24 protein-coding genes, 1 tRNA gene and 1 pseudogene are annotated in these 24,000 nt (G+C 61.0%); 23 read left to right on the plus strand and 3 right to left on the minus strand.

The window, feature by feature from the left end:
• The first annotated feature begins 405 nt into the window (after positions 1-405).
• The 15 genes from ETW24_RS19035 to ETW24_RS19105 all read left to right on the plus strand — a co-directional run bounded on the left by ETW24_RS19035 (position 406) and on the right by ETW24_RS19105 (position 16,548).
• The gene (locus tag ETW24_RS19035; protein ID WP_129372502.1) at positions 406-888 is read left to right on the plus strand and encodes a helix-turn-helix domain-containing protein; all 483 of its coding nucleotides are present in this window, start codon (positions 406-408) and stop codon (positions 886-888) included.
• A complete protein-coding gene (locus ETW24_RS19040; RefSeq protein ID WP_164982773.1) occupies positions 854-2,359 on the plus strand; it encodes a terminase in 1,506 nt (501 codons plus the stop codon). Before ETW24_RS19035 ends, ETW24_RS19040 begins: the two co-directional genes overlap by 35 nt.
• The gene (locus ETW24_RS19045) at positions 2,356-4,464 is read left to right on the plus strand and encodes a portal protein (RefSeq protein WP_129372504.1); all 2,109 of its coding nucleotides are present in this window, start codon (positions 2,356-2,358) and stop codon (positions 4,462-4,464) included. Before ETW24_RS19040 ends, ETW24_RS19045 begins: the two co-directional genes overlap by 4 nt.
• 257 nt (positions 4,465-4,721) lie before the next feature.
• On the plus strand, positions 4,722-4,964 hold the full coding sequence (locus ETW24_RS19050) for a hypothetical protein (protein WP_129372505.1): 243 nt from the start codon (positions 4,722-4,724) through the stop codon (positions 4,962-4,964).
• Between the two features lie 45 nt (positions 4,965-5,009).
• Positions 5,010-5,945: a hypothetical protein gene (locus ETW24_RS19055; protein ID WP_129372506.1), complete on the plus strand. Its 936-nt coding sequence runs from the start codon at positions 5,010-5,012 to the stop codon at positions 5,943-5,945.
• Between the two features lie 20 nt (positions 5,946-5,965).
• A complete protein-coding gene (locus ETW24_RS24345; protein ID WP_164982774.1) occupies positions 5,966-6,961 on the plus strand; it encodes an SU10 major capsid protein in 996 nt (331 codons plus the stop codon).
• Between the two features lie 77 nt (positions 6,962-7,038).
• On the plus strand, positions 7,039-7,425 hold the full coding sequence (locus ETW24_RS19065; RefSeq protein ID WP_129372507.1) for a hypothetical protein: 387 nt from the start codon (positions 7,039-7,041) through the stop codon (positions 7,423-7,425).
• Positions 7,425-7,763, plus strand: a complete 339-nt coding sequence (locus tag ETW24_RS19070; protein ID WP_129372508.1) for a hypothetical protein — start codon at positions 7,425-7,427, stop codon at positions 7,761-7,763. Before ETW24_RS19065 ends, ETW24_RS19070 begins: the two co-directional genes overlap by 1 nt.
• On the plus strand, positions 7,760-8,341 hold the full coding sequence (locus ETW24_RS19075; RefSeq protein ID WP_129372509.1) for a phage adaptor protein: 582 nt from the start codon (positions 7,760-7,762) through the stop codon (positions 8,339-8,341). Before ETW24_RS19070 ends, ETW24_RS19075 begins: the two co-directional genes overlap by 4 nt.
• Positions 8,338-8,937, plus strand: a complete 600-nt coding sequence (locus ETW24_RS19080) for a phage adaptor protein (RefSeq protein WP_129372510.1) — start codon at positions 8,338-8,340, stop codon at positions 8,935-8,937. Before ETW24_RS19075 ends, ETW24_RS19080 begins: the two co-directional genes overlap by 4 nt.
• Positions 8,934-10,562, plus strand: a complete 1,629-nt coding sequence (locus tag ETW24_RS19085) for a hypothetical protein (protein WP_129372511.1) — start codon at positions 8,934-8,936, stop codon at positions 10,560-10,562. Before ETW24_RS19080 ends, ETW24_RS19085 begins: the two co-directional genes overlap by 4 nt.
• Positions 10,559-11,005, plus strand: a complete 447-nt coding sequence (locus ETW24_RS19090) for a GNAT family protein (protein ID WP_129372512.1) — start codon at positions 10,559-10,561, stop codon at positions 11,003-11,005. The genes ETW24_RS19085 and ETW24_RS19090 overlap by 4 nt, the downstream gene beginning before the upstream one ends.
• Positions 10,992-12,794, plus strand: coding sequence for a hypothetical protein (locus tag ETW24_RS19095; RefSeq protein ID WP_129372513.1), 1,803 nt, complete (start codon positions 10,992-10,994; stop codon positions 12,792-12,794). Before ETW24_RS19090 ends, ETW24_RS19095 begins: the two co-directional genes overlap by 14 nt.
• Positions 12,794-14,515: a phage tail tip lysozyme gene (locus tag ETW24_RS19100; RefSeq protein WP_129372514.1), complete on the plus strand. Its 1,722-nt coding sequence runs from the start codon at positions 12,794-12,796 to the stop codon at positions 14,513-14,515. Before ETW24_RS19095 ends, ETW24_RS19100 begins: the two co-directional genes overlap by 1 nt.
• Entirely contained in the window at positions 14,512-16,548 is a 2,037-nt protein-coding gene (locus ETW24_RS19105; RefSeq protein ID WP_129372515.1) for a hypothetical protein, read from the plus strand. Before ETW24_RS19100 ends, ETW24_RS19105 begins: the two co-directional genes overlap by 4 nt.
• Here ETW24_RS19105 and ETW24_RS19110 read toward each other — a convergent pair whose 3' ends face one another.
• A complete protein-coding gene (locus tag ETW24_RS19110) occupies positions 16,549-16,737 on the minus strand; it encodes a hypothetical protein (RefSeq protein ID WP_129372516.1) in 189 nt (62 codons plus the stop codon).
• 42 nt (positions 16,738-16,779) lie between these two features.
• Here ETW24_RS19110 and ETW24_RS24940 point away from each other — a divergent pair, with 42 nt between their 5' ends.
• From ETW24_RS24940 to ETW24_RS19150, 8 genes are all read left to right on the plus strand, one after another.
• Positions 16,780-17,784, plus strand: coding sequence for a hypothetical protein (locus tag ETW24_RS24940; RefSeq protein WP_129372517.1), 1,005 nt, complete (start codon positions 16,780-16,782; stop codon positions 17,782-17,784).
• Positions 17,785-17,796: 12 nt separating this feature from the next.
• Positions 17,797-18,402: a hypothetical protein gene (locus tag ETW24_RS24945; protein WP_254695655.1), complete on the plus strand. Its 606-nt coding sequence runs from the start codon at positions 17,797-17,799 to the stop codon at positions 18,400-18,402.
• A gap of 44 nt (positions 18,403-18,446) precedes the next feature.
• Positions 18,447-18,620 (plus strand): hypothetical protein, encoded by a 174-nt coding sequence (locus ETW24_RS24350; RefSeq protein ID WP_164982775.1) that lies wholly within the window; start codon positions 18,447-18,449, stop codon positions 18,618-18,620.
• A 65-nt stretch (positions 18,621-18,685) separates the two neighbouring features.
• Entirely contained in the window at positions 18,686-19,279 is a 594-nt protein-coding gene (locus tag ETW24_RS19130; RefSeq protein ID WP_129372518.1) for a holin-associated N-acetylmuramidase, read from the plus strand.
• A complete protein-coding gene (locus tag ETW24_RS19135) occupies positions 19,270-19,842 on the plus strand; it encodes a 3TM-type holin (protein ID WP_129372519.1) in 573 nt (190 codons plus the stop codon). The genes ETW24_RS19130 and ETW24_RS19135 overlap by 10 nt, the downstream gene beginning before the upstream one ends.
• Before the next feature lie 125 nt (positions 19,843-19,967).
• On the plus strand, positions 19,968-20,789 hold the full coding sequence (locus tag ETW24_RS19140) for a TIGR04255 family protein (RefSeq protein WP_129372520.1): 822 nt from the start codon (positions 19,968-19,970) through the stop codon (positions 20,787-20,789).
• Positions 20,786-21,502 carry a hypothetical protein gene (locus ETW24_RS19145; RefSeq protein ID WP_129372521.1) on the plus strand — a complete coding sequence of 239 codons (717 nt, stop codon included), beginning with the start codon at positions 20,786-20,788 and terminating at the stop codon, positions 21,500-21,502. The genes ETW24_RS19140 and ETW24_RS19145 overlap by 4 nt, the downstream gene beginning before the upstream one ends.
• A gap of 12 nt (positions 21,503-21,514) precedes the next feature.
• Positions 21,515-22,366, plus strand: a complete 852-nt coding sequence (locus tag ETW24_RS19150) for a hypothetical protein (RefSeq protein ID WP_129372522.1) — start codon at positions 21,515-21,517, stop codon at positions 22,364-22,366.
• Between the two features lie 161 nt (positions 22,367-22,527).
• Here ETW24_RS19150 and ETW24_RS19155 read toward each other — a convergent pair.
• Positions 22,528-22,604 (minus strand) — tRNA-Arg (locus ETW24_RS19155).
• Between the two features lie 427 nt (positions 22,605-23,031).
• Positions 23,032-23,877: pseudogene (locus ETW24_RS19160) on the minus strand (IS110 family transposase); the annotation flags it as partial.
• Positions 23,878-24,000: the final 123 nt, after the last annotated feature.

Below are 24,000 nucleotides of genomic sequence, written 5' to 3' on the forward strand. Positions count from 1 at the left end.
AAAGCCAAAAGATACATTCATCTCACATTTCGTAATCTTTCCGTATGCGAAAGGTGAGTAACAATCGACACCATTTCAAGTCTTTCGCGAAAATAATCTTTCACGACCGTTGCGGGAGTTAGCAGGTTCGCATGGCATGAAACTTGAAAAACCACCCGAATTGCGATACCAAATAAGGGCGCCACTACATTTAGTGGTGAGGGCCACTGTCAATAAACGCGCGATGCGGTGCGGCAACCCCCAGACGCAGGCGAACCTACTAAGGCGCCCCCCGCGTTACTCACAGCGAAGCTATGGTTTCTTCCTCCCGTTGGACCCAGGCACCCGGCAGCGCACCCCGCCTGCCGGGGCTTTCCGTTTTGCACCCCCTGAACACAGGAGCCGCAGCAGCGGAACAGAAAGACGATGGCGAAGAAGACCGGGCGCATTTCGGAATACGACAAAGCAGGTGGCGACGATAAGGTCCCGGCCATCACGCGTCAGCTGTGCTTGATGGGCGCCACCGAAGAAGAACTGGCCGCCGCGTTCGGCGTCACCCGCCGCACAATCACCAACTGGGAACAGCAGCACGAGCAGTTCAAGGATGCGATCCTGGAAGGCCGCGACGTCTCAGACCAGAAGGTGGTCCGCAGCCTGTTCGAGCGTGCCACGGGCTACAGCCACCCGGAAGACAAGGTGTTCGCTGACGCCAAGACCGGCGCGGAACACGTCGTCCCGACCACGAAACATTACCCGCCCGACACTACGGCGGCCATTTTCTGGTTGAAGAACCGCCGCCCCGACGAATGGCGCGACAAGCAGGTGATCGACCAAAACACGAAGCTGTCCGCAGATGATAGTCTGGCGGCGGTTCTTGCAGCCGTTGACGGAAAAACCAAGTCCGTTTGACGACGCCGTCGCCAAGTTCGGGGACCGTAAGTGGAGGCTGAACAACCTCTACTGGATCAAGGACAGGCACGGTAACGTCGTCAAATTCAAGCTCAACCCGGCACAGGAACAGCTGCTGGACGAGCTTCATACGTTGAATATCATCCTGAAAGCCCGGCAGCTGGGCTTTTCGACCTTCATTCTGATCCTCGCGCTGGACTGCTGCCTGTTCAACAGCCACTTTGCCGCGGGCCTGATCGCCGACACACAGACTAACGCCCAGAACCTCCTGGACCGGATCAAGTTCGCCTATGAGCGACTGCCGGCACAGTTGCAGGAACTGCGCCCGGTCGTGACGCAGAACGCGACAGAAATTGAATTCGGCAACGGCTCCGGCGTCGAAGTCGGGGTTTCGCTCCGGTCCAGCACAAAGAACTTCCTGCACATTTCCGAATACGGGAAGGTCTGCGCGAAGAACCCGGATCGGGCGAAGGAAATCAAGACCGGGTCGTTAAACACGGTCGCCCCCGGCCAGCTGGTGTTCATCGAAAGCACCGCCGAAGGTCGCAGCGGTGATTTTTTCGACAAGTGCGAGACGTCCAAGGCTGCCCGGGACATGGGCGCGGCTCTGGGCCTGCTGGAATACCGGTTTCACTTCTTCCCGTGGTTCCTGGACGACACCTACCGGCTGTCCAAGCCCGTGAAGCTGACGCCGGAGGAAGAAAAATACTTCGACGAGTTGCTGGCCGAACACGGCATCGACTTGGACGAGGAACAGGAGTGGTGGTACGCCGCCAAGGCCCGCGAACAGGGCACGGACATGTGGCGGGAGTTCCCGACCACCCCGGACGAGGCCTTCAAGGCGGCAAAGGACGGCGCCTACTGGGCCAAGGAAATCGCAGCGCTACGGCAGCGGGGCGAGATCCGGGACCTGCCCTTCGAAACGCGGACACCGGTCAACACGTTCTGGGACCTGGGCGTCGACGACAGCACGTCGATCTGGCTGCACCAGCTGATCGCGGGCAAACACCGCTTCGTCGGCTTCATTGAGGCCAGCGGCGAAGGCATCGCCTACTATCTGGACGAGTTGGAGAAATGGCGCGTCCGGCACGGCGCCACCTTCGGCCAGCACTACGGCCCGCACGATGTTGAACACCGGATGCAGGGTGAAGAAGCCGAAAGTATCCGGGATATCGCCGCCCGCCTGGGCTTCCACTTCACTGTGGTGGAGCGAACCAAGGTCAAGCTGGGCAGTATCCAGGCCGTCCGCACGACGCTGCCGAAATGCCAGTTTTCAGTGCCCACTGTCGAAACCGGGTTGAATCACTTGGAACAGTACAGCCGCGACTGGGACGAAAAACACGGGGTGTGGAAATCACAGCCCCGCCACGACGAACACAGCCACGGCGCAGACGCCTTCATGACCTTTGTCGACGGGTGGAACCCGCCGCCGAAGAAAGCACCGAAACACAAGGGGCCTAGGGTAGCTTGACCAACGACGACCGCCATATCGGCCACGTGGCCCAACTCGTCCAACAGTGTGAAAGCTATCTGGACGAGCAAGCCCCGGATCGTGAACGCGCGCTGGAATACCACGACGGCAAGGTCGACGACCTGCCCGTGGATACGGACGACGACGGCAACCCGGTCCGTTCTTCGGTTGTGTCAAAAGACGTCCGGTCGGCGCTCAAAAAGCTGATGCCGTCGATCATGCGGTCAATCCTTTCGAACGACAAGCTGGTCGAATACGCACCCGTCGCCCAGGAGGACGAGGCGGGCGCGGAACAAGCCACCGACTATGTGAACAACGTGGTTGTGCCGGAATGCGGGGCAGAACAGGCGATCTACGACAGCGTGTTCGACGCCCTGCTGCTGAAAACAGGCATTGTGAAATGGGCCGCCTACCGCAAATTGAGCGCAGAGATCCACGAGTTCACGGATCAGGGCGACAACGATGTGCTGGGGCTGTTTGATGACCCCGATATCGAAATCTTCGACCACGAGAAGACCGAAGAAACCGACAAGGACGTCTTGGCGCTGGACCCGAACGCGCGCCGCCATTCGTTCAAGCTGCGCCGGACGGTGAAGAAGAAAGAAGTTCGTCTGGAAGCGATCCCGCGCGGTTCTTTCCTGATCTTCCCCGGCGCCGACAGCATTGACGCGTCGCCAATCGTCGGAGAGCGACAGGAAGTCACCCGGTCCGAACTGGTGGAACGCGGCTACGACCGGGAGAAGGTCGACAACCTGACCGCGCAGGGCGGTGTTTCGTCCGAAGACGACGACAAACACGCCCGGATGGGTGACGACTGGACCCAGATCGAAGGCGGCACCACCAAGGCGCTTGAAACCGTCAAGATTTACGAAGTCTATGTCCGGCTGGATTTGGACGGCGACGGCATCGCCGAAATGCACAAGATCGTCTTTGGCGAAGGCGGCGATGGCGACAAAGACGAAAAGAACCGCGTTGTCCTGGAAAAGGAGGCCGTCACCGAAGCGCCCTATGCCGACGTCGTGGCAGAGCGGGACGCGCACCAGTTTGAAGGCCATTCGGTGTTCGAGGACGTCGAAGATATCCAGCGGATCAAAACGTCACTGCTGCGGGGCACGCTGGACAACATCTACTGGCAGAATAACCCCCAGCCCGAAGTCGATCTGTCGGTCGTGGCCGACCCCGAAGCGGTATTTGCTCCGCGGTTCGGCAAGCCGATCCTGAAAAAGGGCGGAACCGCCGGGGTGCCGGCAGTCACATGGAGGCAGATCCCGTTCTATGCGGACAGTTCCTTCCAGATGCTGCCGTATATGGACGAGATCGCCAAGGACCGGACCGGGATCACGGAACAGTCTGGCGGCCTGGACCCGGCGCAGATCGCCAATGTGAACACGGGCGTCGCCCAGCTGGCAGCCGAAGCCGGGATCGCACAGGCGGAAATGATCATCCGCACGCTGTCCCGGGGCGGCTTGAAAAAGGCGTTCCGGGGTCTGTTGAAACTGGTCATTGCGCACCATGACCAGCCGCGCACCGTCCGCATCCGCAAGGAATGGGTCGAATACGACCCGCGCCACTGGAACGTGGATATGGACTGCAAAGTCAACGTCGGCCTGGGCGCAGGGTCGCGTGAACGCGACATGGCCGTGCTACAGGTCATTCTGGGCCTGCAAGAAAAGCTCTTGGGGCAGCTGGGGCCGGACAACCCGTATGTGAAGCCGGATCAGCTGTACAACACCTTGGCGAAAATGACTGAAACCGCGGGCTTTCCGTCGGCGGAACCATATTTCACCAAGCCTGACCCAGAAGAAATTCAGCAAGAGCTGGAAGCCCAGCAGAACCAGCCGGACCCGGAAAAAATGAAGGTTCAGGCGCAAATGCAGATCGAGCAGGCCAAGGCCGACGCCCGGCAGCAGGTCGAGCAAGCCCAGATGCAAGCCGACCTGATGGTGAAGGACGCCGAACGGCGCAAGGATCTGGAAGTCGCAGAACTGAAAGCCCAGGTCGATCTGCTGAAACACAACCAGCAGATGGCTTTGGAGTACGCGAAACACGGGCTTGCGCCTCCGCAGATGGCGCAGATCGGCCTGCCGGGAGCGATCAGTGGGTAAGCCCCGCTCCGTCGCGCCTCCGGTCCCAATGGCGCCCCGCATGGCGTGGGACTGCAAGTCATACGGCGCCCCTGCACAAAGCGCGGACAAGTGCGAGTTCTGCGGGGCTACCGCACCGGCTCAACCGTCTTTCCGGGCAACAGGCGACCGCCCCAGCAATCGGACCCAACCGGTTAGCCCCTCCCGATCCGACTGGGACGACTTGGATTATGCGGGCGCCGCCCTAATTGGAGCAACGGTCTTCGGAGGTTTTGGCGATGACTGAGGCAGCCCGCCCCAGCGGGGCCGCGCAACGCCTGCTGAACGACCCGCTTTTGAACGAAATTCTGGACGAGATGGAGCGCGACGCCTTCGAAACCGGCGTCAACGCAGCCCCGCCCAACGATGAACAGCGGCGCAATTCCATGATGGAAGTGCGCGCGATCCGATCCCTGCGGCAGCAGTTGAAAACCCGCGCGGCGGGCAAAACCAAGCAGCCCAACAGGGTTTCCGTGGCCTAAGCCCCGGACCACCTGCACCAAGCAGAGAACAGGAGACGTTGACCGATGAGCGGCAGCGATTTTGAAGGCGTGGACGATAACGCGGACACCGACGACTTGGTCGAAGATCAGGAAACTGACAACTTCGACGATGAAGACGGCGGCGCGCTCGACTACTCCGATTTCGAAGACGACGGCGGCGAAGATGGTGCCGACGATTTGGAAGGCGCCGAAGATGGTGACGACCCGGACGACCAAGCCCCTGCCGACGATCTGATCGAACTGGACAATGGCGAGACTGTGCCCCTGTCCGAACTGCGTACAGGTTACCTCAAAAACAAGGATTACACGCAGAAAACAACCGAATTGGCCACCGAGCGTGAAGCCCTCGCCACCCAGCGACAGGCTTATGAACAGCGCGGCCAGTTTGTCGAAACGACGCTGTCAAACCTGCTTGGCTTCATGGAAGGCCTGATCCCGCCGGAACCGCCGCTGCACCTCGCGCAGCAAGACCCCGGTGCGTTCCAGTACCAGAAGGCCATGCGCGAAAATGCTATCGCAGAACTGGGCCAGATTACCCAGATGCAGGCCGGTTACGCCGAAGCCCAACAGGGCTACGGCGAAGAAGACAATACCGCCCTGCAGGCTGCCGAAGACGCGAAATTGCTCAAGGCAATGCCGCACCTGTCGGACCCGGCCAAGCGCGAAGCGTTCAATGCCGCCAACAAGAAAACCGCCGTCGAGTTTGGTTTCACCGAAGCCGAAGCCGAAGCCGAAGGCGTTTCGGACCACCGCATTCAATCTCTGGTCCACTACGCGCGGCTGGGTAAGCAGGCAGTTCATAACCGCAACAACGCCAAGCGCCGGGTTCAAAAACCGACCAAAGGCAAGAAGGCGGCAGGCACCCGCACCACTGCGCAGGGCGCCAAGAGCCAGTCAGCGTTGCAGCGCCTCTCTGAAACCGGGTCGATTGAAGACGCCGTGCGCGCAATGTCGACCTAAACGCTACAAGGACGTCAGAAATGGCTGTTAAAGCAAACACTTTCCGCTCGACCGACGCGGTGGGCAACCGCGAAGAACTGTCGAACATCGTTGATATCACGGAACGCCGGGAAACCCCTGTCTATTCCATGATCGGTAACGGCAAGAAGGCGAAGACGACCAACCCTGAATGGGAAATCGACACCCTGGACGCCCCCGGCGACAACGCCCAGGAAGAAGGTTCGGAATACGACTTCGACGCACTGGACCCGGTGGACCGGATGGGTAACCACACCCAGATTTTCCGCAAAACTGGCCGGACGTCCCAAACCCAAGAGGCCGTGGATAACGCCGGGCAGGCTGAAACGCTGAACCGCAAGAAAATCCTGAAAGGGATCGCTCTACGGAAGGACGTGGAATTCTCTCTGGTGGCCGCCCACCCGTCTGTGGGCGGCGCGACCCGCAAATCGGGTTCGCTGTCCACCTGGGCGGAAACCAACGTGTCCCGCGGTGCTGGCGGGGCCAATGGCGGCTACAACTCGTCCACGCGCCTCACCGAAGCCCCCACCAACGGCACCCAGCGGGCCTTCACCAAGCAGACCACCGACGAGGTGCTGCGGCTTGGTTTCGACAGCGGCGCGAACCTGAAACACGCGTTCATGACCTCCTACAACAAAGAGGTGTTCGCGGGCTTCATGACCAACGCCGACGTTGCCCAGCTGCGCATGCCGGTGACCAAGGGCGGCAAGGCCACCCTCTACGGCGACGTCGAGGTGTACCGCGGCCCGAACGGCCTGATCTATGTCCACCCCAATGCCGTCATGAGCACCAACGCCGACACGGCGCGCAACGTGCTGATGCTGGACCCGACCAAGCTGGCGTGGCGCTGGCTGCGGAAGGTCAAGGAAGACAAGGATCTGGCGAAGACCGGTTCGGCCAAGCAGTTCGCGCTTGAGGGTGAAGGCACCCTGGAAGTCTCGAACGAAAAGGCTGTTGGCGTCGTCGCGGATACCTTTGGTCTTAGCGCCACCACCTAAGCCGCCTTCGGCCAATTGATCATGTGAAGCCGGGCGGGCCGCACCGCCCGGCTTTCTGTTCTGAAACGAGGTAAGACATGACCAAACGCAGCCAGCGCCAGTCCGGCGCCGCCCCCGCGCAATCGACCGCTACAGAACTGCAGACAGCGGCCACCAAACCCACCGCAGCCGAACAGCAGGCTGCCGCGGCGGCCCCCGCGAATTCGGCCGATACGAAAGCGCCGGAGGCGACCACCGCCGCGCCCACACCCGCTCCTGCTCCTGCTCCTGCTCCGAAACCGAAACCCGCCGCCGCCGAAAACCAGAAAATCGAAATGCTGCTGCACAAAGACGCCTGGGACGACGACGGTATCCGGCACAAAAAGGGCACCGTTGTTCCGCTGTCGGCCAAGCTGGCCCGGGAACTGAACCGCTCCGGCAAGGCAGAGCGTTTCGACCCGCTGCTGCAGGACGGCGGCCTGTAATGCCGCTTAACCCGGACGAACTGGTCGAAGGGCAGTGGCAGCTGTTCAACTTCGACGCCGCCACGCACACTGCAACCTATGTCATGGTGGACGGGGATCAGTACCACGTCAAAACCGAACGGGACGTCGACGGTGTGCTGGAAGTGAACAAGCAGTGCCGTTCGGCCAACGATCCGGGCTGGAAAGGCGACGTCCATTTGGTCGCCGCTGTCCCCGACCACCTGTTTTACGACAGCGCGGTCGGGGAAGCCGCTGCCGTTCACGACCACAAGTTCGTTCTGAACTGGCTCAATGACGGCGACAACCATGCGTTCCGCCTGAAAGAAGGTGTGCTGTGATCGCGGACTATCCCGAACTGATCGCGGAAGTTTCCCACCGGTCCGGCGTGTCTGGTGTGGTGAACCGCGCGAAAATGTATGTCGGCATGGCAGAACGCGCATTGTCCAAGCGGCTCCGGGTTGCAGACATGGAGACGGCGGCGACCCTGACGACGGACGCCCAGGGCCGGGCCGCACTGCCGGCCGATTTCGAAGCCGTCCGCATGATCACGGTCCCGCCCGGGGTAGAACTGGCCGCCCGCCCTATCGCTTCTGTGCAATCGAAGTACGCAGGGCGGCCCGGTTACGCGATCCAGGCGCGGGAACTGCTTTCCACGGTGAAAGAGACAGACCACGAACTGGCCTATTACGCAGCCCTGCCTTCGCTCGAAGCGGACAACACCAATTGGCTGCTGGAAAAAGAGTCCGAAATCTACCTGCAGGCTGTCTTGTTCCAGGTCTACGCGGGCGAAAACGAGTTGGAGCGGGCACAGGCCACCGCAGGGTATCTTGGGGCCTTGATCGACGCCCTGGCCGACGCTGACCTTATCCAGCGCCATGCCCATACCCGCATCACGTACCCGGCGGCCCCGCAATGACAGTTGAAACCGTACTGCAAGGTGTCCTGATGGAAATCGGGCTGGACCTTCCCGACGCGCAGATTGGCGGGGACAGCTTCGAAATGCGGCAGCTGCGCGGGATGATGAACGCCGCGGGCGTCGATATCGCCAGCCGCGCCGAATGGTCCCGCCTGTACACGGACTGGACAATCGGCGGGGGCGTAAGCTCTGTTGCGCTGCCTGACGACTTCCACCAGATGGCGGAACAGGGCGCTGTGCGGATCGACAAGGCCGGGTTCCGCCCAGTGCGGGCGGTAGTTGCCCCGGAGCAGTGGGATTTCCTGACCCGCCGCCCGTCGACCCAGCCGTATTACCATCTGCGCAGCGGCCAGCTGCACTTCGCCCCTGCGCTGCCCTCCGAAGGCGCCCTGGTGCGCTACGTCTCCACCAATTGGGTAGATGGCGGGGATCACATCACGCAGAACGGCGACAGTTTGCTGATCCCGGAACGGCTCGTCGAAAAGGGCGCGATTTGGCGCTGGAAACGGCAAAAGGGCCAGCCCTACGACGACAATCTGGCAGAGTTCGAAGCCGACTTGATCGCCGAAATCAAAGCGGACCGGGGCGAGGCATGATCCGCATCAACCCTTCCCGCGTGCGGCCCCAAAAACGGTTGCAGACGCCCAGTGATAAAACCCCGGCGATGCTGACCGAAACCTATATCGCCCCTGTCGGCGGGTGGGTTTCCAACCAGCCTTTGGCCGCACAGGGGGCACATACCGCTGTCGTGCTGGAAAACTTCTGGCCCACGGCCACCGGCATCGAACCGCGGGGCGGATCCAAGCTTCGCTGCTCTATCGCAGGTCCGGTTCGTTCTCTCTTTGAGTACCGCGCGGGGTTCGCCGACACCTACTTCGCCGCGGACGATACCGCCATCTACGAGTTCTCCAGTGCAACACTGGACGGCACCGCGCTGTCCGCATCCGTCAGCGGGCAATCGTCGGGGGACTATTCCACGCTGGAAATGCAGACGGACGGCGGGTCGTTTCTGTCGGTGGTGAATGGCCGGGATTTGCTGCAGATCTACGACGGCAGCACATGGCAGCAGGTAACCGGGGCTTCGACCCCCTTCGCCATCACAGGCATTGATACCGACCGGATTTCCCACATTTGGGCGTACCGCAACCGGCAATTCATGGTCGAAGGCGGCACCATGCACGCTTGGTATCTGGGGGTGAACAGCGTTGCCGGAGCCGCGGCCAAACTCCCCCTTGCTGGGTTGTTCAAGAAAGGCGGGGCGCTGCTGTTCGGCGCCACGTGGTCGTCTGACAGTGGCGACGGGATGGACGACCGCTGCGTGTTCGCCACGGATCAAGGCGAGTTCGCCGTGTTCCAGGGGGCGGACCCGGGCAACGTCAACGATTGGGGCCTCGTCGGGGTGTTCGACCTTGGCGAGCCATTGGGGCGGCGCGCGGTTCTGACAGTGGGCGGCGATCTGATCGTCGCAACCCGTGCCGGGCTGATCCCTATTTCTGCTGCGGTCAGCAAAGACCCCAGCCAGTTGAAGCTGGCCGCCCTGTCCCGCGATATTGATCCTGACTGGCGGCATGAAATCGTTTTGGCCGGCAATCTTGACGGCTGGCGGTTGGAGAAATGGGAAAGCCGCAACATGGCGGTGTTCTCCCCGCCACCCCGGGAAGCGGAGCAAGGGTATTGCTACGCCGTCAATCTGGAAACCAATGCCTGGACCAAGTTCACCGGCTGGCGGATCGGCGATCTGCGGGTCCTGGGGCGCGCGCTGCACTATGGCGACGAAAGCGGGGCAATCTTCCTGTGCGACATTGGCGGGAACGACAACGGGGAAGCGTTCCAGTGCCGCGCCTGTCTCGCATTCGATCACCTGGGCGGCTTTGGGACCTTCAAAACCGCGCAGGCCGCACAAAGCACCTGGCGGTACCGGACGCCGATCAACCCGGCTATTTCCATTGCGGCAGACTACCGGACCTCGTTCCCTGCAGCGCCCAATTCCGCCCAATTCACGGACGGCGCGCAGGCGTCTTGGGACACGGCCACCTGGGACGTCGATCAGTGGGCCGAAGGAACCGAAGCGTATCAGATATTGAAGAAACGGCACACCGTCAGCGGGCACGGGGAGACACTGGCCGTTCAAGTTCAGCTGACGTCTGCCGCCCCGCAGAAACTCGACTGTGAACTGGTTTCGGTCGTCCTCGCCTATACCGGCGGGGAGGTGTTCGCATGACCCCCGTCTACGATTATCCGGAGGCCGTAAAGGCTTTCGTCGCGGCAGGGATTTTCACGCCGGGCCGGTCCTTCGGCCCTGCCAGCGCTATCGGCTTCGCAACTGCGGAAAAAGGGCTGGTGGCGGGGATCGTCTACCACAACTTCGAACCCGACGCGGGCGTGATCGAAATGTCAGCGTTTTCCACCCGGCGCGATTGGGTTTCGAAATCCCGTCTCGCGCTCCTTTTCCAGTACCCCTTCGAACAGCTGGGCTGCAGGGCAGTGGTTGCCCGGCACTCGGAACACAACCGGCGCACGCGACGCATCTGGGCCGCTCTTGGTGCGGAACAAACATTGGTTCCCGACTTGCGGGGGCCGAACGAGGCTGAAGTTATCGCGGTTCTGACCCGCGAAGCTTGGCATGGCAGCAAATTTTTCGAGGTGAACCATGGGCAAACCTAAAGCTCCCGCACCGCCGGACCCCCAGAAAGTGGCAGGGGCGCAGACCGCACAAAACATCGGGACCGCGATCACGCAGCAACAGCTGAATAACGTGAACCAAATCACCCCGGACGGCACTCTACGGTATCAAAAGAGTATCGACCCGTCCTTTATCCGGTCAGGTAGCGCCCATGGCAAGGACCCGAACCGGTTCTATTTAGGGGACGACCCTCAGGGGAAAGGGTTCAGCAGCCGGGAAGCCGCTGAACGGTTCACCTGGGAAAACAATCTTGAAGACGCGTACCAAACCTCAACTTACACCGATCCGAACACCGGCAAAGAGTACGAAATCCCGCAGTACACGGCGGTTCAGACACTCTCTAAGGACCAGCAAAAACTGAACCGGATCAACCAAGGGACGCAGAAAAACCTTGCCCAGCTGGGGCGATCCCAGTCCCGTCGACTGGGCGGCCTTCTGTCGGGACCATTGGACACAAAAGGTCTGCCGGAGGCGGGCGACCCGTCGAAAGTGGATCGGTTGCGGCTGAACAATATCGGTTCCGGCCCCGCTATCACCGGCAAAATCGGGCGCACCGGCCAAGTTGACCGCCACATCGACAGAGCGGGCCGCGTGAAAGACAGCTTCGGCAAGTTCGGAGATGTGACACGCAAAATCGACGGCGCGGGGCGCGTGAAGGGCGGCTTCGGAGGCTTCGGCAGCGTGACGCGCGGTATCGACGATGCGGGCCAGATCGGGCAGCGCATTGAAGACGGAGGGGCGCTGACGAGGTCCTACGGGAACGACTTTTCGGAAGATCGCAACAAGGTCGAAGACGCTCTGATGGAGCGTATGCAGCCTGGGTTGCAACGGGACCGCAAGGCTCTTGAAACCCGCCTAGCCTCGCAAGGCATCCGCATCGGATCCGAGGCGTACCAATCCGCAATGGGCGATCACGGGCGGCAGGCAAACGACGCTCGCCTATCGGCCATTCTGGGGGCGGGACAAGAACACTCGCGGCTGTCCGGTATGGAGGCCCAACGCGCTCAGTTCGAGAACAGCGCCCAGGCACAACAGTTCGGGCAGAACGCGGCCCAAGCGCAATTCAGCAATAGCGCCCAGGCACAGCGGTTCGGGCAGAACGCGGCCCAAGCGCAGTTCCGCAATCAGGCGCAGCAACAACGCTACGATCAATCGCAGGGGCAAGCCGCGTTCGCGAACAACGTTCAAGCCCAGCGGTTCGGCCAGAACGCCACCCAGGCCCAGTTTCAAAATCAGGCGCAGCAACAGCGCTATGATCAGTCACAGGGGCTCGCGGAGTTCGGGAACAGCGCGCAGCAGCAGCGGTTTGGCCAGAACGCCACCCGTGCGCAGTTCAACAACCAGGCACAGCAGCAGCGCTTCGGCCAAGCCATGGCGCGCACCTCGTTTCAGAACGACGCCAAGCAGCAGAGGTACCAGAACCGGGTTGGCGCGACCCAGTACAACAATCAGAATGCGACCCAAGAATACAACGCTGACATGGTGCGTCAGGACGCGAAGACTGCGACCCGCAACAACGCGCTGCAGGAAGCCTTCGCGCTCCGCAATCAGCCGATCAACGAGATTTCCGCCCTCCTGTCCGGGTCGCAGGTTCAAAACCCGAACTTCATTTCGCCGCAAACCGCGCAACTGGCGAACACTGACGTGGCCGGGATCACCATGGCGTCGCACAACGCCGCCCTGCAAAACTACCAAACGCAAATGGGCGGCTGGAACAGTCTGGTCGGCGGCTTGGGCGGCCTGGGCGGCGCATATCTGGGGACACTCTAATGAGCTTTCAGCAAATTCTTGGGCAGCGGCCCGGTTTCGTCTTCGGAGGCGAAACCGGCGTCAGTTACGAAGACCTGCAGCGCAAACGCCAAGCCGCGGACCAGCTGCGAAAGGGTCTCAGCACCGCCCCAACCACGGCAGCCGGCGGCTTGGCCGCAATTGGCAAAGGGCTGCTGCTGCGGTCGGTCAATCGCAAAGCCGATGAGCAAGAGCAGGAGGGCCGCCAGCAGTTCGGAAGCGCGTTCCAGCAGATCTTGTCCGGCGGCTACGGTGGACCGCTCCCCTCCCCGGGGAGACCTGCGCCAAGCGGCGAAACCGCCGACACTATCCGGCAAGGTCTGACTGCGCGCGGGCTGCCCGACCACATCGCCGATGCGTTTGTTCTGAACTTTGACGATGAAAGCGGGCTGAACCCTGGGATCAACGAGCAAGCCCCGACCGTTCCCGGTAGCCGGGGCGGGTTCGGACTTGCCCAGTGGACCGGGCCGCGCAGAGAACAGCTTGAAGCGTTTGCGTCCCAACGCGGCGCCCAGGTGTCCAATATGGACACCCAGCTTGATTTTCTGGTGCATGAACTCCAAGGCTCCGAGGCTGACGCCGCCCAGGCAATCTTTTCCGCCCAGGACACCGGGACCGCAGCCGACGCTATCGTGCGCCGCTTCCTGCGTCCCGCAGAAGACCACATGGAACGGCGTTCCGCGCGCTACCTGGGCGGGGCGCAGCAGCCGCAAGGTGGCGTCGACCCCCAGCTGGCGCAGCTGGCTGCCTCGCCTTGGGCGTCACCGGAACAGAAATCCGTTCTGGGTATGCTTTTGCAGCAGCAGGTCCAGCAGTCTGACCCGACATACCGGATGCAGCAGCGCCGGGCGCAAATGGGCTTGGAGATGGACCAGCTGAAATTGGAGCAGCTGCGGAACCCGCAAGTGGACGGGGTGAAAGTTGACGACCGTCTCGTAAACCCCCAGACCGGGGAAGTGATCTATGAACCGGGTCCCGGTGCCGCAGGCAATGGTGAATACGGGCTGAACCCGATCTACGGGCGGGACTCGGACGGCAATGTAGTTGTCATGCAGCTTGGTAAGGACGGGCAGGCCGTGCAGTCCAATCTACCTGACGGGATCACTCCCGACTTGGCGGTCAAAAACTTCGAAGGTGCCCGGGGTACGGTTTTGGGAAAAGCCGAAGGCCAAGCCACCGCGTCGGCCCCCTCCGACTACCAAGCCTCCCAGAACGCGCTGGACCTGATCGGCAGTATCCGGGACGACCCAAACCGCGAACGCGGCACCGGGGTCAGCGCGGTGTTCAACTCGGTTCCCGGAACCGCGGGGTTCGACTTCCACGCCAAGGTGGAACAGGCCAAGTCCGGGGCCTTCCTGTCGGCCATCCAGCAGCTGCGCGGCATGGGCGCCCTGTCCAATGCCGAAGGCCAAGCAGCAACAGCCGCCGTCACCCGTATGAACACCTCACTCAGCGAGGACGCGTTCCTGGAGGCGCTGGCCGACTACGAGAAGATCGTTCAACAGGCAATGGACGGCGCTGCCGCGCGCGGCGGCGGCCCCGCTCCTGCACCCACGATCCCGGCCCCAGGTCCTGCGGCAGGCGGGAACCAGAATGACGGTTTCGCAGCCTTCGCCGCGGACCCCAGCGCAGCGGCGGCGGCGGAACAATTCGGGGTCACCCTGGAAGAAATGTGGGAACTTAAACAAGGGCTGCGCCAATGAACGAAATGGAACTCCTCGCGCTGGCGGCGGCTGCGAAAAAACGCCGCCAAGCGAACGCCCCCCAGCCGAACGCGGACGGCACCTACGGACAGCCCCCCGCAGGCACGGTTGCCGACCCGCGCACCGGGCAGATGGTCGACCCGGATGCGATGCGCAACCGCGTGAGCGTAAGCCCTGCAAACGCCGCGATGCACGGCGCCGGACAAGGGCTGGGGTTCGGGGCCTTCGACGAAGCGGTGGCCGGGACATACGGCGCACTTGGCCCCGGCGATTTCCAAGAGAACTACGACTACGCGCTGGCGCGCCAACGGGCCGAACTGGCCGCCAACCGGGAAGCACACCCCGTTGTGTCGACAGGCGCAGAAGTGGCCGGCGGTGTGGCAACCGCCCTGACCGGCTTAGGCGCCGCGGGCCAAGCTGCGACGAAATCTGGCCAGTTTCTGCGGTCCGCGGCTGCCGGTGCTGCTGCTGGCGGCGTCTATGGGTTCAACTCCGGTGAAGGTGGGGCAGCCGAACGCGCACGTGCGGGCCGCAACGGGGCTGCATTTGGGACCGCAGCCGGGATCGCGGCCCGCCCAGTAGGTGCGGCCCTTGCGAGTGGCGCCCGCCGCGCCACCCCGGCCCTGCAGTACCTTGTCGGACGCGGGCAACACCGCCCGGCGCAGAACGCCTTGGCGTCTGCCATGAACCGGTCGGGGCAGGACGGCGGACAGGTCGCGACCGCCTTGCGACAGGCATCAGTAGAGGGACAGCCGCAGTTCACTGTTGCCGACGCGCTGGGGCGGCCCGGCCAGCGCATGTTGTCCGGCGTCACCCGCTCCACCCCCGAAGCGGCCCAGGAGGTTCAAGATTATCTGACCCAGCGGCAAGCCGGTCAGGGCGGGCGCGTTTCCTCTTTCCTCGCTGACGCCTTCGACGCGCCGACGACCGCTGCGCAGCGCAAAACCAGCGCACAGGCGGCCCGTGGTCAAGCTGCGAACACCAACTACGCCGCGGCCCGTCGCGACGCACAACCTGTTGACGTGCGGTCCTCTTTGGCGGTGATTGACGACCGGATCGGCGGTATGCAGGGCAGCGGCGTTGTCGGCGATGGTATCGACGCCCGGCTGGCGGGCTTTCGCAACCGCTTGGCTGCGGCCTCCCCGGAACGTTCGAACGTCGGGGGTGGTTCCGCAACGTCGGTTGAACTGTCCGATTTCGACCGGGTGTTGGGGGTCAAACAGGACGTGCAGGACGCTATCGGCGCTGCGGTGCGCGCAGGCCGGAACAACGAAGCCCGGGAACTGGGCAAGCTCGTTTCCACCCTGGACGAGGCGCTGGAAACGTCCAGCACGGGGTACCGCCACGCGAACAATGAATTCGCCAAGGCATCCCGCACGATTGACCAATTTGACGCGGGGGCGCACGCCGCTGAAGGACGGGTCCGCCCCGACGACGTTGCGGCGCGATACCGCGCCCTGGCGCAACCCAACCCCAACGGCGTGCCCGCGGCGGGTTTGACGCCTCAATCGGCTTTCCGAGCGGGCTATGCGGATCCAGTTATCGCCCGTGTAGAGAACAGCGCAGCGGGGGCCAACGCAGCGCGCCCGCTCACGTCGCCGAAGTTCCAACAGGACGCGGCGACGATGGCGGTGGACCCGGACTTGCTGGCGCGCCGCCTAGGCCGTGAAAACCGCATGTTCGAAACCAACCAGACGGTTCTGGGCGGAAGCCGGACCGCCGACAATCTGATCGACATGGAAGATGCTGGACGCTTCGACACTGGGGTGTTCGCGGCACTGCTACGGGGGCGTATGGGGGAAGCCGCAGGGCGGGCAACTGAGAAGTTGGCCGGGCCGGTAGTGAACCGGCTCAAAGGTCACGGACCGGCGACACGGGGTGAGATCGCCGAAATGTTGCTGAAAACCGGAGACGATGGGGCCGCGACTATCCGGCAGCTGCTGACCAACAACCAGTTGGACCAAGCGGCCAAGCTGCGGCTGATCGACCAGCTGACCGCAGGCGGCGGCGTCACTTCCGGGATGGCCCAGTGACTAGAGGCCCGTGCTTAGATAAGCGGAAACCATCATTACGACACCCGGCACGCCCAGTGCCAAAATCGTCTGACGGTCCCACCGGTCGTTTTTGGTGAGGCGCCAGAAACCGTAGACGCCCCACAACGTAAGGATGTTGGCGCCCAGCACTAGGGTGAGAATATCAAATCCGTTAAGCGACGCGCCCATGTGGCCCCCTTAATTGAGCAATCAACCATACAGGAATTAGCAATGCCTTTCAACGCTTCTGGCGTGTTTCAGCGCCTGTTCAACTGGCGAAACGACCGCGACGCCGGGGTCAAGATCCTCGCGGAGCGGATGGATCAGGAAATGGACGGGTTCGCCACCGCTCTAAACGATCTGGTCCAGGGCAACGTCGCCCACAAAGGCCCCATCAAAACACCCTTTGGCACCGCCGCAGCCCCGGCCTACGCCTTCGACGGGGACCCGGACACCGGCTTCTACCGAAACGCGGCGAACGAGATTGGCGTTTCTGTTGGGGGCAGCCGCAAACTTCGCCTCGCAGGCGATGCTTTTCAGATCGACGCTCCGGTCACCGGAGCGTCGGTGCAGTCAACTCCATTGGACACAGCGGCGGGCAAGCTGCTGCTAGTAGGGGCATTTGGGCTTGGCGCCAATTCCACCTCTGCGCCGCCATCGAATGACATTTCTGACGGTATTCCGAGCGGGTTATACACCACCGATGCCGATACAACCGGAACCGGATCGGAGACGCCTGTTAACGGCCCGCTGCTGCATGTGCAGCGAGGGGGTGGCACCGGCAGCCCCGGTGCATTCCAAATTTGGCAGCGTGGTGTGGGCAACCTCCTGTACCGGCGGTTTGCCAGTGGAGTACCTACAGATTGGGCCGAGTTTTTCACCAGCGCAAACATTCTTGGCACTGTCTCCCAGTCCGGCGGCACCCCTACCGGCGCCGTGATCGAGCGCGGAAGTAACGCCAACGGCGAATATGTGCGCTTCGCCGATGGGACACAGATTTGTACGGAGACTGTTGCGCCAAGCACCACGGCGGCTGACAGCGCATGGGCTTTCCCGGCTGCGTTTACAACTGCCACTGGGCTGGTTGTGGTCGGCGGTGGCCGGACAAACTCAGATGCCACCTTCGTTTCGGTTCGCCCCCCCACAACCTCAACCGTCGATTTCAGCCACTGGAACACCAGCGGTTCCCGAGTGGGGGGCGCCGTCAGCCTAACCGCTATCGGCCGTTGGTTCTAAAGGAGCATTCCCATGCAAATCAACTGGACCCCTGTGCGCCGGGACGAGGCGCTGACCGCCACCAAGCAGGGCGATGTCCTGATCATCAACGGTGAAGTCTTTGACTTCAGCCCGCTCCCCGATGGCGCAACCCTGCCGAGCCTGGCAGTTCCCTGCGAATGGCTGACCTCGGATGTGGAGCGCGCGGGCGGCGACATCAGCCTGACGCTGTTTCTCCCACACGGAGCCAATGCCCCGCAAGAAACCCGGTTCCCGCAGCCGGTGGTGATGGCCGAAGACGGGCCGGTGCCTGGTGCAGAGGGTGATCAGCCCGCAGAGACGGTTCAGGCGGTCATTGACTGGTCGCAGCTCATCACAGCCGAAGGCAAAGCGGAAGCCGCCGCTACGGAGCTGGCATTGGCGCGCAAGGCAGAGTGCCGGGAGCGGATTCTGGCCGTGGCGGATGAAACCGCGCAGATGAACCTGGCAGCCGCCGCGGCAGCGGGGGCGCTGGATGAAACTCAGCTGCAAATCTTCCGTTCCGGTGTGTCCTGGATCCACGCCATGCGTGAGGCGCAAGCGGACGGCAACTGGCCGGACGTGCCGCCGGGTGTGGCCGAACTGGCCGCGGCGTTCTGAGGGGTGATCCTGTGAATTCCTTTCCTGAATGGCTTAACCCCCTCATGCAATGGATTGTGCTCCCCGCCCTTGGCTGGCTGGGGGTGCTTCACAACCGGCAGGCCAAGCATGCAACGGACATCGCTGTCCTCCGGGCCAAGTCCGAAGGACAAGACAAGCAGTTTGACCGCATCATGACCAAGCTGGACGGCATCGAACAGGCCCTCCGCAAAGACTGAACCCCCACCAATTCCACCCTACCCGGCCCGCCTCTGGCGGGCTTTTTCTTTAGGAGGCGCAGAATATGCAATCCGTCGACGAAATCACCGCCGAAATCGTGAAGCGCGAAGGCGGCTACGTTAACGACCCGGACGACCCCGGCGGGCCGACCAAATACGGCGTCACCATCCACACGCTGCGGCGCATCCGCGGGCGCGCGACCGCGGCAGACGTCCAGGCACTGACCGTTGCAGAGGCGGTCGAAATCTACAAACGCCACTACTTCTACGGCCCCAAGATCGACCGGTTGCCCGAACCGCTGCAGTCCAGCGTCTACGATATGCAGGTGAACGCTGGATCCAACGCGGTGAGGATCTTGCAGCGCCTGTTGGCTGAATTCGGTGAAACGGTTTCCGTCGACGGCGCTCTGGGGCCGCAATCCATCGGTGCAACACAGCGGGCCTACGACAAGGCCGGGCAGTATCTGGTGAACGCCTACGGGATTGGCCGGCGCGATTACTATTTCCGCTTGGCAGACCGCCGCCCGGCGTCCCGCAAATACGCGCGGACCCGCGCAGGCGGCAAAGGCGGGTGGATCAAGCGCGCCGAAGAATTCATGGCGCCGAAATACCGGCTGACCGAAACACAGTTCAAACAGAGGGTAACAGCATGGGCTTGATACAGTGGCTATTTGGCGGTGGTGCCAAACAGATCGGCGGAGTTATTGAACAGGTGGGCGGCGTGTTCCGCCCCAATGCGGAAGCGTCCGCGGCCCGGGCGCACGAGGCTGACGCCGCCGCCCTGTCTCAATACGCAGCGGAGTTTCAGGTCCGCCAGCAGCGCACGTGGTTCGACAGCCTGATGGACGGCCTCAACCGCATGGTCCGGCCTGTGATCACCCTGACTGTTCTAGGCGTGATCCCAGCGGTGATGCTGTGGCCCGAACAGATGGCCGTCGCCTTCGCTGCCCTCGCGCTCTTGCCGACGGGTTACTGGGCCTTGGTGAGCGTGATTACCGGCTTCTACTACGGCGGGCGGATGCAGCTGAAAGCTCAAGACTTCACCCGCTCAGTCTCCGACGCCGTCGCCCGGGCGCCCCAGGTTATTGAAAACATGCGACGGCTGCGGGACCACCTGACACCGGGCGAAGCCAAAAATTTTGAAACAATTCCAAGCTGCGCTGAAAATGCCGCCGTCGCTGCTTGGCGGACGTCACTCCAAATTTTCGAGTCTACAAAATAGGTTACGTAACAGTTGCAGCGCAGCCCCGTCAGTTAAGATCACATTTACCGACATATCGTAGGATTTTTCTACTTCACACCCTACTTCATATCTTATACTGCAACTTAAAACGGCGGGGAAAAGTAATGGTTGACAGGTGCGACGATCCTCTTTTCGGGGCGATTCCAGAGCGTGTTCTCCTGAGAGATGCGCCGTTGGTGCGCGTATTGGGCCAAGTTCGCTTTACAAAAATCGCCAAAATAGCAGAAGAAAGCTATATCGCGAATTTCCAAGAAGCCATCCGAACCGCCTATCCCCGTTTCCACAGCGACGTGGTTCAAGGTGTTGAACTGAACCTGAACCTCGGTGGGCAGGAATTGCAGCCACGTGTTACCAACAGTGTGATCTGGCGCTTCCTTGATGCTTCAAAAATGTATCGTGTTTCGTTGTCGCAAGATGCGATCACACTCGAAACCGCCAAGTATGTGTCCCGTGAGGATTTCCTAGATCGCTTCAATTTCATCCTCTACTGCCTCCAAGAGACCATTCGCCCCTCGGTAGTCGAGAGGATAGGTTTTCGATACGCAAACCGCCTTCACGGTGAAGAGGTGCTGTCGTCGCTTGATGAGCTTGTTCACCCAGAGCTATTGAATGTCGTTCAGCCCAATTTTGCACATCAGATCGACATTTCGATGTCCGAAGTGACCGGTACCACGGCGGAAGGTAAATTGATTGTCCGCTACGGCCTGGCACCTGCGGACTATAGTTACGACCCGGACATGAACCCACCTATCAATGAGCGCAGCTGGGTTTTGGACGTGGATTCTTATAGCACTGCTTGTGCAGGAAGCGAGTTTGACGCGCAAACGATGCGCGAAGCACTCGACAAAGTTGCAGACCGCGCCTATGCTTTTTTCCGTTGGAGTATAAAAGATAAATTTCTAGAGCGATTTGGAGCAACTCAATGACATTGGTAGCGCAGTTACCTGCTGTTCTTGCTGCCGCGATGCCGCTCCCCCATGCCGGAGCTGTTGCAGCAATTTACGAAACCGTCGACCTGGAGCAAGCTGAGGTCGCAGCACCGTTCGGGATGTCCGCATACGTCAACCTGTCTTCAACTGATCTGTTTAGTGTTTTCCTGCACGACCAGCACTTTGTCTCAAGCAGTGCTAACGCAAATTCAATCTCTGTCACTGTTCAGGCTCCGGACCGAACGCCTGCTGAAATGACGCAGGAGTTCAAGCGAATTTCTGGCCTTACCTGGGCACAAGTTGCTACCGTATTCCGTGTAGCCGCTAGGACTACTTTTAACTGGACCTCCGGTGAACCGGTCAACGCCAAGAACCACGAAAAGCTGGGGCTTGCAGTAGCAGCAATCCGATTTATCGATCGCGGTTCCGTAGAGGAAAACCGCAATTTGCTGTTGAGCGAGGCGGCAGGCTCCCAATCTTATTTGGACCTGTTCCGTGCAGGCGAATTTGACCGTGCGCAGGAACTGGCTGGTGAGGGAGCAGGCAGACCTAACCTCGGCCACTCGCTGACCGCTGACGCCGCAAAATTCAACGTCCCACACCATTTTGGCGAAAGCATCGAAGCTGCCGCCGACCTCGACGAGACTGAAATACTGCCGATCAGCAAACCGAAAATTCGCCGGGCTAAAGCACGTCGAAACAAGGCCTAAGGAAAGTGTTTTTTGGCAGTCAAAGAGCAGGTCTCCGACGATGAAGTAAACAATCGCCTTGCTGACTGGCAGCAAGGCGATTTTACTCTGTCGTGTCAGGAAACACTTTTCCTCGATGCATTCGAAGACAGTGTAGAGCCTCATGAGGCAGCTTTCGACGAAGATGTCGAAGGCTGCGTAGTCATCTCGCAAACATGTGACGTAGTGAGAGGAATCGGGGTCATTCCCTATGTCACGGTTTGCGCGTTGGTGAAAATAGACGAGCAGCGCAGATCCGGCATTGAAAAAGGGCAAGCCCCACGCCTGGGGCTCGTCGATAACCTGCCCGAAGACACAGTCGTAGATTTCACCCGCACCATGAGCGTCAGCAAGCGCCTGCTGGTAACTTGGAAAAGGCAACGTGGCTGCGATGGAGAGGCCCGGAGCGTTGAATTCGGGCGTTCGCTTGAACGGTACTTTGGGCGTTTCGCCTTTCCGGAAGAATTCAACAAGTCTGTCGAACCGCTTAGAAAAGCCGTGTACGCGAAACACGAAAAAGCGTCGGATCTGGGAAAATCACTACGCGCCATTCGAGAAATCCGGGTGTTTCCATACGCTGGCTGGAATGATGCAATCTCCGTTCCGATCACTTTTCTGGTGATCCTGGAGGAAGAAGACAAGCGCGAAATCAAAGAGCTGCATAAGGTCAAAGAGGCGGTCAAGGACAAGTTCCTAGGGCTCCCCTGGGTCGCCCCGTTCTCCTTACACGCAGATCAGGGCCTCTTAGTGACAACGCTGGCGGACCTAACCGCTGTTGAATACCTCAACTCGTACCCGTTGGACCTGAATTCCCTTTCTTTCGCGCGTAAGTTCCAACGGGACTGACGCCCTCTGCCCTGTTTCGGTCAACCGCGCCTTGGAAAGGCTGTACCGGATTTGTACGTACAGCCCCAGAAAACGACCGCGTTTCCGAGCATTTTCTGACGAAGGACAGGCGCTCCACGGTGCCGAACAACCCACAAGCTGCTTGTTTTAAAAGAAAAATTTGGCGACCCCGGCAGGATTCGAACCTGCAACCTGCCCCTTAGGAGGGGGCTGCTCTATCCAGTTGAGCCACGGGGCCGCGCTTGTTTACGCGATAACAAATCCCTCCTGCGATCACAATGGTAAGCGATGCATCTGCCCCTCCCTCGATGGCATCTAATCGCGCTCAACTACCCTGTGATATGTAGGCCTCCATACCACAGCAGGAGGCGAACATGTCGAAACATGAGGTTTGGGGCTTCGCCATTGAAACATCCCCTTCAGGCAAGAATATCTGGCCCATTGACCTGAAACGGGAAGCAACCCGGCGCATCCGGGAGGACGGCCTGTCTCCCGGTGACATCGCCGCAGAACTGGGAGCCCATGAATGCCTCGTTCGCAAGTGGTGGGTCGCTGACCGCCCAGTCGAGGCGAGAATATTGCGGTCCAAGGTACCTCGCTCGCCGAAATCAAGATGGTCGAAAAAAGCCGGACTCCTTCGGCCTCGCTCGTATCGCCATCACAGCGCGAGATGTCATGCCCACGACCAGCAACTTGCGAATGTAGCGATCACCCTGCTTCGTGATCTTTCCAAGACGCTCCTTGCCGCCGCTGGATTTATTGAGAGGGGTCAACCCCAGCCATGCCGCCAGATCGCGCCCTGTCCGAAACTGATGCGCGTCACCGATTGTGGCGACAATCGCCGATGCCGTGACCGGCCCAATTCCAGGCATGCGCATTAATCGACGTGCATCTGCGTTCAGCATTGCGTGTTGCTCGATCATCTTGGAATAGCCAAAGATGCGTTCGTTCAGGCCGATGAATTGGTAGCACTGGATGCCAAGCATGCCGTTCGCAATGGCGGGCATGTCCGGGTGATCACCGTCATGGTGACGCTTTGCAAAAGCCGTAACGGCTTCGATCCCAATCGGCAAAATATGTCCAAACTCGCGCAACAGGCTACGGATCATGTTGGCCAGTTGGGTGTGCTGCCGGACGGCCAGGTCACGCGTTCTGTGGATGGATAAAATGGCCTGCTGATCTTCAGTCTTGATATCTACGAAGCGCATGGTCGGACGGCGGACCGCCTCGCAAATCGCTTCTGCGTCGACAGCATCGTTCTTTCCGCGCTTCACATACGGTTTGACATATCCAGTAGGCGTGAGCTTCACATCATGCCCGAGCTGGCGGCCCCAATGATGGGATGAACCGCAGGCTCCCATGCCAACCGTGCACGGTGGCAGCGTCTCAAAAAACGCTAGCAGCTTCACGCGTTTGATCGCCTTGTTGAAGATAACGCGGCCGTTCTCCGAAATGCCGTGTACTTGAAAAACATCCTTGGCCCAATCCAGGCCTACGGTCTTTACTGTTATTGGGTGGCTCCTTTCCTAGCAGTCGTTGATAAATGCACTTTGGCACATTCGATGCCGGCGGAGCAGGAGCCACCCACCTCATCCGCGACGGGCCGAGGCTGTCTAGTACTTACTGTTTCGTAT

The sequence above is a fragment of the Leisingera sp. NJS204 genome (genome assembly GCF_004123675.1).
Classification (GTDB): domain Bacteria; phylum Pseudomonadota; class Alphaproteobacteria; order Rhodobacterales; family Rhodobacteraceae; genus Leisingera.

What these genes read in the sequence shown, in the direction of transcription:
- ETW24_RS19035 (WP_129372502.1), top strand. Translation starts at nt 406, where the DNA reads ATGGCGAAGAAGACCGGGCGCATTTCGGAATACGACAAAGCAGGTGGC.
- ETW24_RS19050 (WP_129372505.1), top strand. Translation starts at nt 4,722, where the DNA reads ATGACTGAGGCAGCCCGCCCCAGCGGGGCCGCGCAACGCCTGCTGAAC.
- ETW24_RS19055 (WP_129372506.1), top strand. Translation starts at nt 5,010, where the DNA reads ATGAGCGGCAGCGATTTTGAAGGCGTGGACGATAACGCGGACACCGAC.
- ETW24_RS24345 (WP_164982774.1), top strand. Translation starts at nt 5,966, where the DNA reads ATGGCTGTTAAAGCAAACACTTTCCGCTCGACCGACGCGGTGGGCAAC.
- ETW24_RS19065 (WP_129372507.1), top strand. Translation starts at nt 7,039, where the DNA reads ATGACCAAACGCAGCCAGCGCCAGTCCGGCGCCGCCCCCGCGCAATCG.
- ETW24_RS19070 (WP_129372508.1), top strand. Translation starts at nt 7,425, where the DNA reads ATGCCGCTTAACCCGGACGAACTGGTCGAAGGGCAGTGGCAGCTGTTC.
- ETW24_RS19080 (WP_129372510.1), top strand. Translation starts at nt 8,338, where the DNA reads ATGACAGTTGAAACCGTACTGCAAGGTGTCCTGATGGAAATCGGGCTG.
- ETW24_RS19085 (WP_129372511.1), top strand. Translation starts at nt 8,934, where the DNA reads ATGATCCGCATCAACCCTTCCCGCGTGCGGCCCCAAAAACGGTTGCAG.
- ETW24_RS19090 (WP_129372512.1), top strand. Translation starts at nt 10,559, where the DNA reads ATGACCCCCGTCTACGATTATCCGGAGGCCGTAAAGGCTTTCGTCGCG.
- ETW24_RS19095 (WP_129372513.1), top strand. Translation starts at nt 10,992, where the DNA reads ATGGGCAAACCTAAAGCTCCCGCACCGCCGGACCCCCAGAAAGTGGCA.
- ETW24_RS19100 (WP_129372514.1), top strand. Translation starts at nt 12,794, where the DNA reads ATGAGCTTTCAGCAAATTCTTGGGCAGCGGCCCGGTTTCGTCTTCGGA.
- ETW24_RS19105 (WP_129372515.1), top strand. Translation starts at nt 14,512, where the DNA reads ATGAACGAAATGGAACTCCTCGCGCTGGCGGCGGCTGCGAAAAAACGC.
- ETW24_RS19110 (WP_129372516.1), bottom strand. Translation starts at nt 16,737, where the DNA reads ATGGGCGCGTCGCTTAACGGATTTGATATTCTCACCCTAGTGCTGGGC.
- ETW24_RS24940 (WP_129372517.1), top strand. Translation starts at nt 16,780, where the DNA reads ATGCCTTTCAACGCTTCTGGCGTGTTTCAGCGCCTGTTCAACTGGCGA.
- ETW24_RS24945 (WP_254695655.1), top strand. Translation starts at nt 17,797, where the DNA reads ATGCAAATCAACTGGACCCCTGTGCGCCGGGACGAGGCGCTGACCGCC.
- ETW24_RS24350 (WP_164982775.1), top strand. Translation starts at nt 18,447, where the DNA reads ATGCAATGGATTGTGCTCCCCGCCCTTGGCTGGCTGGGGGTGCTTCAC.
- ETW24_RS19130 (WP_129372518.1), top strand. Translation starts at nt 18,686, where the DNA reads ATGCAATCCGTCGACGAAATCACCGCCGAAATCGTGAAGCGCGAAGGC.
- ETW24_RS19135 (WP_129372519.1), top strand. Translation starts at nt 19,270, where the DNA reads ATGGGCTTGATACAGTGGCTATTTGGCGGTGGTGCCAAACAGATCGGC.
- ETW24_RS19140 (WP_129372520.1), top strand. Translation starts at nt 19,968, where the DNA reads ATGGTTGACAGGTGCGACGATCCTCTTTTCGGGGCGATTCCAGAGCGT.
- ETW24_RS19145 (WP_129372521.1), top strand. Translation starts at nt 20,786, where the DNA reads ATGACATTGGTAGCGCAGTTACCTGCTGTTCTTGCTGCCGCGATGCCG.